Source organism: Frankia sp. CoWAU3 (assembly GCF_977971855.1).
Genome location: NZ_CDWWXB010000014.1, coordinates 16,581 through 21,531, shown reverse-complemented (window position 1 = coordinate 21,531; position 4,951 = coordinate 16,581). Strand labels below are relative to the sequence as shown.

The following is a 4,951-nucleotide window of genomic DNA, read 5'->3' as shown; positions in this document are numbered from 1 at the left end:
GCCGCCGTCGGCGAACGGTACCGAGCTCACCCTGCTCAGTGACGCGTTCTCGCCAGGCGCGGCGGACGTGCGCGAACTCGGCGTGGCGGTGAGCCGTCCCCGGGTCACCGATGGTGGCGAGGGGCCGATCGCCCGGCTCCCGCTGCGTTTCCCCTGGCTGCTGCGGGACCCGGCCGACCTCGGCTACCTCGACGGCTACGACGTGGTCATGGCCAACTCGCGGTTCACCCGCGGCTGGATCCGCCGGTTGTGGAAGCGCGACGCCGACCTGCTGTTCCCCCCCATCCAGGTGGAACGGTTGCATCCGGCGCCGCGGCGGGAGAAGGCCGTCGTCACCGTCGGCCGGTTCTTCGCCCCCGGCCTCGGCCACGCCAAGCGACAGCTGGAGATGGTGCAGTGGTTCGGCGACCTGTACCGTGCGGGCAACCTGCCCGACTGGACGATGCACGTTGTCGGCGGCTGTGAGGACTCTCAACTGCCCTACCTGGAACAGGTCCGGGCGGCCGGCGCGGGGCTGCCGGTGGAGATCCATCCCAACGCCCCGCGCGCCGAGGTCGAACGGCTGCTCTCGACCAGCTCGGTGTTCTGGTCGGCCACCGGGTACGGCGAGGACGACGACCGGCGTCCCTGGACGGCGGAGCACTTCGGGATGACCACCGTCGAGGCGATGGCCGGGGGCTGCGTTCCCGTCGTCATCGACCGGGCCGGCCAGCGAGAGATCGTCCGGCACGGAATCGACGGCTACCGATGGACCGGCCCGGAGCAGGTTGCCTCCTTCACTCGCCGGCTCGCCGCCGAGGACGGTCTACGCGGTCGGCTCGCCGCCGCGGCGATCGAACGCGCCCAGACCTTCTCCGATGCGGCGTTCGCGCGGCAGTGGCGGGAGATCGCCACCCGGCACGGGTTGTACGAGCGGTGAACCGGCGCGGCGTGGCACTCCCGGAAAGGAGGGGATGATTCCGGCATGAGGGTCGTGCTGGACGGCACGCCGTTGCTCGGGCAACGCACCGGGGTCGGCCGCTACACCGAGCATCTGCTGACCGGGCTCGCCCGGCTCGCCACCGAGCCCGGGTGGGAAGCCGGGGCCGGGTGGGAAGCCGGGGCCGGGTGGGAACTCGCGGCGACGGCGTTCACCTGGCGCGGGTTGGACGAGCTGCCGGGCGCGCTGCCGGCCGGGGTGCGAACGGCGGCCCGGCGGGCACCGGCCCGGCTGTTGCAGGACGCCTGGGCCCGCTCGGAGTACCCGCCCGCCGAGTGGCTCACCGGCCCCGCCGACGTCGTGCACGCGACGAACTTCGTCCTTCCACCGCTGCGCCGGGCCCGCGGTGTGCTGACCATCCATGACCTGTCCTACCTGCGTACCCCGGACACGGTGACGGCGGCGTCCGCCCGCTACAGTGATCTGGTCCCCCGCAGCCTGCGCCGGGCGTCCGCCGTGCTGACGCCCAGCCGCGCGGTGGCCGACGAGGTGGTGACGGCCTACCGGCTCGACCCCGCGCTGGTGACCCCGACGCCGCTCGGAGTCGACGACGCCTGGTTCACCACGGCGAAGCCGAGCCTCGCCTGGCGCAGGGCCCGTGGCCTGCCCGAGCGGTACCTGCTGTTCGTCGGTTCGGTGGAGCCCCGCAAGAACCTCCCGGCGCTGCTGGAGGCGGTCCGCCGGCTGCACGCGGCGAAAATCGACGCTCCGCCGTTGGTGCTCGTCGGGCCTCCGGGGTGGGGACCGGCACTGGACCTGGCGAACCTGCCGTCCGACGCCGTCGTCGTCGCCGGTTATCTCGACAGCGAGGCACTGCGGACAACCGTCGCCGGAGCGAGCGTGCTGTGCTTCCCGTCCCGGTACGAGGGCTTCGGGCTACCCCCCCTGGAGGCGCTCGCCGCCGGGACTCCGGTGGTCGCCGCCGACATCCCGACCGTGCGGGAGGTCACCGCCGCTCTCGTCGACGTCGCCGCCCCCGCCGGCCGGTCCCCTGAGCAGACCCCTGGCCAGGCCCCCGGGCTGACCATCACCCGCTCCACCAGTCCGGTGCGGCTCGTTCGGCAGACCGACCGCGACTCGTTCGCCGACGACCTCGCCGAGGCGATCCTGGAGCTGCTCGACTCCCCCGGCGACACCGACGCCGGCCGGGCGCACGCCCGCACGTTCACCTGGCGGCGCACCGCGCAGCTCACCGCGGCCGTCTACCGCCGGGTCAGCGAGCTTCCATAACGCGACGACGAGCAGGACACCGCCGAGAACGGCCCATCCCGCCAGGCACGACAGCCCGAGGTCGGGCGGGCCCGGGGCCGTCTGGTCCCAGGCGGTCCGCAGCCGGTCCAGGTTCGCCAGCGGGGCGAGCGCGGGCCGCTTGAATGCCAGATCACGGATGAGCATGACCACGGTGAGCGCCGCCAGCGCGGCGACGACCGCGACCGTCGGCAGGCCGCGACGGCCCAGCGGCAGCGACCCGCAGCAGGCCGCGACGACGAGGGCGAGGATCGGCAGCATCGGCAGCAGGTACCGGGTGAACGGCGCGCCTCCGGCGGCGACGTAGCCCACCAGGGTGGCGACGACGAGCAGGCAGTGCAGGGTGAGCAGAAGGCCGATGACGACGCTGCCGGCCAGCCGACCTCCCGGCGAATCCGCCTCGGGGTGCCCGTCGTCCACTCCGTCGTCCACCGGCCGGGTATCGGTGGTATCCGCGATCCGAGCGCCCGGCCGCGCAACGGTCCGCAGCCGGGCGCCCAGGACCCGAACCCCCGCCGCGACCAGGCCCGCACCGGTCACGACCGCGACCCCGACGGCGATCGTCCGGGCGTGACCGGTCAGCAGGACGGAACGTCCGAAGAACCCGCGGTAGATGTGCCACCAGAAGTCGCTGTCGCGTGACACCTGCCAGGCCGACGTCCGCCCATCGCGGATCGGGAACATCTCGGCGACCCGGCCCGAGGCGGTGGGATCGCCGTACCGGCGCACGTTACGCAGGTAGAACCAGCCGGTCGCGGCGAAGGTCAGCGCGACGAGCACGACCGCGGCCGTCAGGCCACGCCCGGCTCGCCGCAGCGCGCCACCGGACGTCCACATCGAGACGGCGACAGCGAAAGCCGGGACGACCACCGCGACGGCCAGCGCGCCGCTGGCCCGGCTCGCCGCCGCCGCCGGGCCGAGCACCGCCAGTGCCGCCAAGGTCCGCGGCCCCGGCCCCCGGCGGATGATCGCAACGGTCACCGCGAGCAGGCCGGTGATGGTCGCCACCGCCAGGGTGTCGTTGTAGACCTGGCCGGAGATGAGGACGAACATGCCGACCACGCCGACAGTCGCCGCCGCGCCGACCGCGACATCGGGCCGCCCCGGCAGCACACCGCGGACCAGCGCCGCGGTCGCGATCACCGCGGTAATCCCAAACGCCACGTTGAGAAGGCGGGCGGCCCGGAAACCGGCCAGCGGATGATCCAGCGCGACGCCCGTCCGGAGCGGGACGGCCTCGACCGCGTAGAACAGTGGTGGATGGTTCGCGGTGTAGGTGAGGTCGACGTTCGCCAGTGGTCGGCCTAGGCGCCCCCCACAGAGCCGATCGACGTGGGAGGCCACCGCGGCCCGCGCCTGCGGCGGCGGCACCACGCAGTCGGCGGGCAGTCCCGGCATGCTCGGGATACGGGAGTGCACGGGCGAGTCGAGCACGGGCAACGAGCCGTCGGCGACGTCGAACGCGTAGGCGGTGTGCTGTGCCTCGTCGGCCGAGGTGAAGGGAGGCACGACCGCGGCGACGAGCACGCCGAACGCGGAGAAAACCATGCCGGCCGCGACCACCCCGATCACAAGCCAGCGCCGCCCCGGATCCGCCACCCGCCGGACCGCTCCCAGGCACCTGCGTGGAGGTCTCGACCGCCTGCCACGCGTCCCCGCCAGGCACGTCGGCAACCCTCTCCGCCTCGGCCGGGTAGTGTCGCCCCGACTACCACGCCACAACGCCGGTCAGCCCATCGAACATCAGCGACGATCGTTTGGCGGATACGACGGTATCGTCCGCTTGGCGTCAGCTGTCCGGCGGGCTGTTATCCGCCGGTCGGCGCTGTCCGGCGGTCGGCGCTGTCCGGCGGTCCGGCTTTGGAGCGCGGCAACGAAGCCGGCCGCGCCCAGGACCGCGGCCGATCCGATCGGCCCGATGACCGCGGCGAGGTAGCGGTAGTCGAATCCGGAGGTCAGCGCGGACAGCACGAGGGTCGACAGGCCGGCCCCGGCGGCCAGCCAGAACAGCCGCCCGAGCCCCGGCCACGCCGCCGTCACCCCACTCCTGCGCACCCGGCGAACGGCCTCGGGCAGTACTGCCGCGAGACCCGCCAGCAAACCCAGGCCGACAAGCGGCATCGGAGCGTAGGCCAGGCGAGAGTAGCCGGCCAGCCAGCCCGCCGTGGGGTTGTGCACCTCGGTCGCGACGAAATAGCCGTCGTCGGCATGCGGATCGTCCGGGGTCAGCACGTTGGTCACGCCGGACGGCAGTTCCCAGGTGTCCGCCCGCGAGGTCTTCGTCGTCTCATGCCGGACCGGGGAGAGATAGCCGACGAGGTACCGAGCCGACGTCGTCACCAGCATCCACGGCTGGTGACGCACGACCTCGCCCGCGAACTCGGCCGCGAGGTCCTCCCGTCCCGGTGGGATGTGCCGGTGCCCCTGACGCAGAGGGGAACCGGCCGGCCACAGGTAACGAACCGGCGAACCGCGCTCGTCGACCGGCCGTGGGTCGCACAGGGTGCGCAGGTCCGCTCGTGACAGCGCGGAACAATCCGCGAACGGCGCCACCCGCCCGTACAGGAAGAACCCGGAGTGCGCGGAGACGGCGAAGCCCCCTCCCGCCGAGGCGCTCCACCCGGAGTAGGCCAGGATCGGCGTGGCGGCGGCCAGCACGAAGACGAGGACGGGTCGGGCCGCCCGAGGAGCGGCAACCGGCCCGGCCCGGGAAGTCGCGCGCCG

General features: G+C 73.5%; 2 protein-coding genes and 1 pseudogene. 2 read left to right on the top strand and 1 reads right to left on the bottom strand.

Annotated features, from left to right (window positions below; translation table 11 throughout):
* Both AC08ON_RS03090 and AC08ON_RS03085 read left to right on the top strand, forming a co-directional pair.
* Positions 1–919 (top strand): glycosyltransferase (locus tag AC08ON_RS03090; RefSeq protein ID WP_476616411.1); only part of this gene is annotated, 919 nt, incomplete at its 5' end.
* A 45-nt stretch (positions 920–964) separates the two neighbouring features.
* Positions 965–2,209, top strand: coding sequence for a glycosyltransferase family 4 protein (locus AC08ON_RS03085; protein ID WP_476616410.1), 1,245 nt, complete (start codon positions 965–967; stop codon positions 2,207–2,209).
* A 1,761-nt stretch (positions 2,210–3,970) separates the two neighbouring features.
* On the opposite strand, the pseudogene AC08ON_RS03080 reads toward AC08ON_RS03085, so the two are convergent.
* Positions 3,971–4,951, bottom strand: a pseudogene (locus AC08ON_RS03080) (hypothetical protein); the annotation flags it as partial.

Bases quoted from the DNA above. Each gene is read 5' to 3' on its own strand.
- AC08ON_RS03085 (WP_476616410.1), top strand. From the start codon at position 965: ATGAGGGTCGTGCTGGACGGCACGCCGTTGCTCGGGCAACGCACCGGG.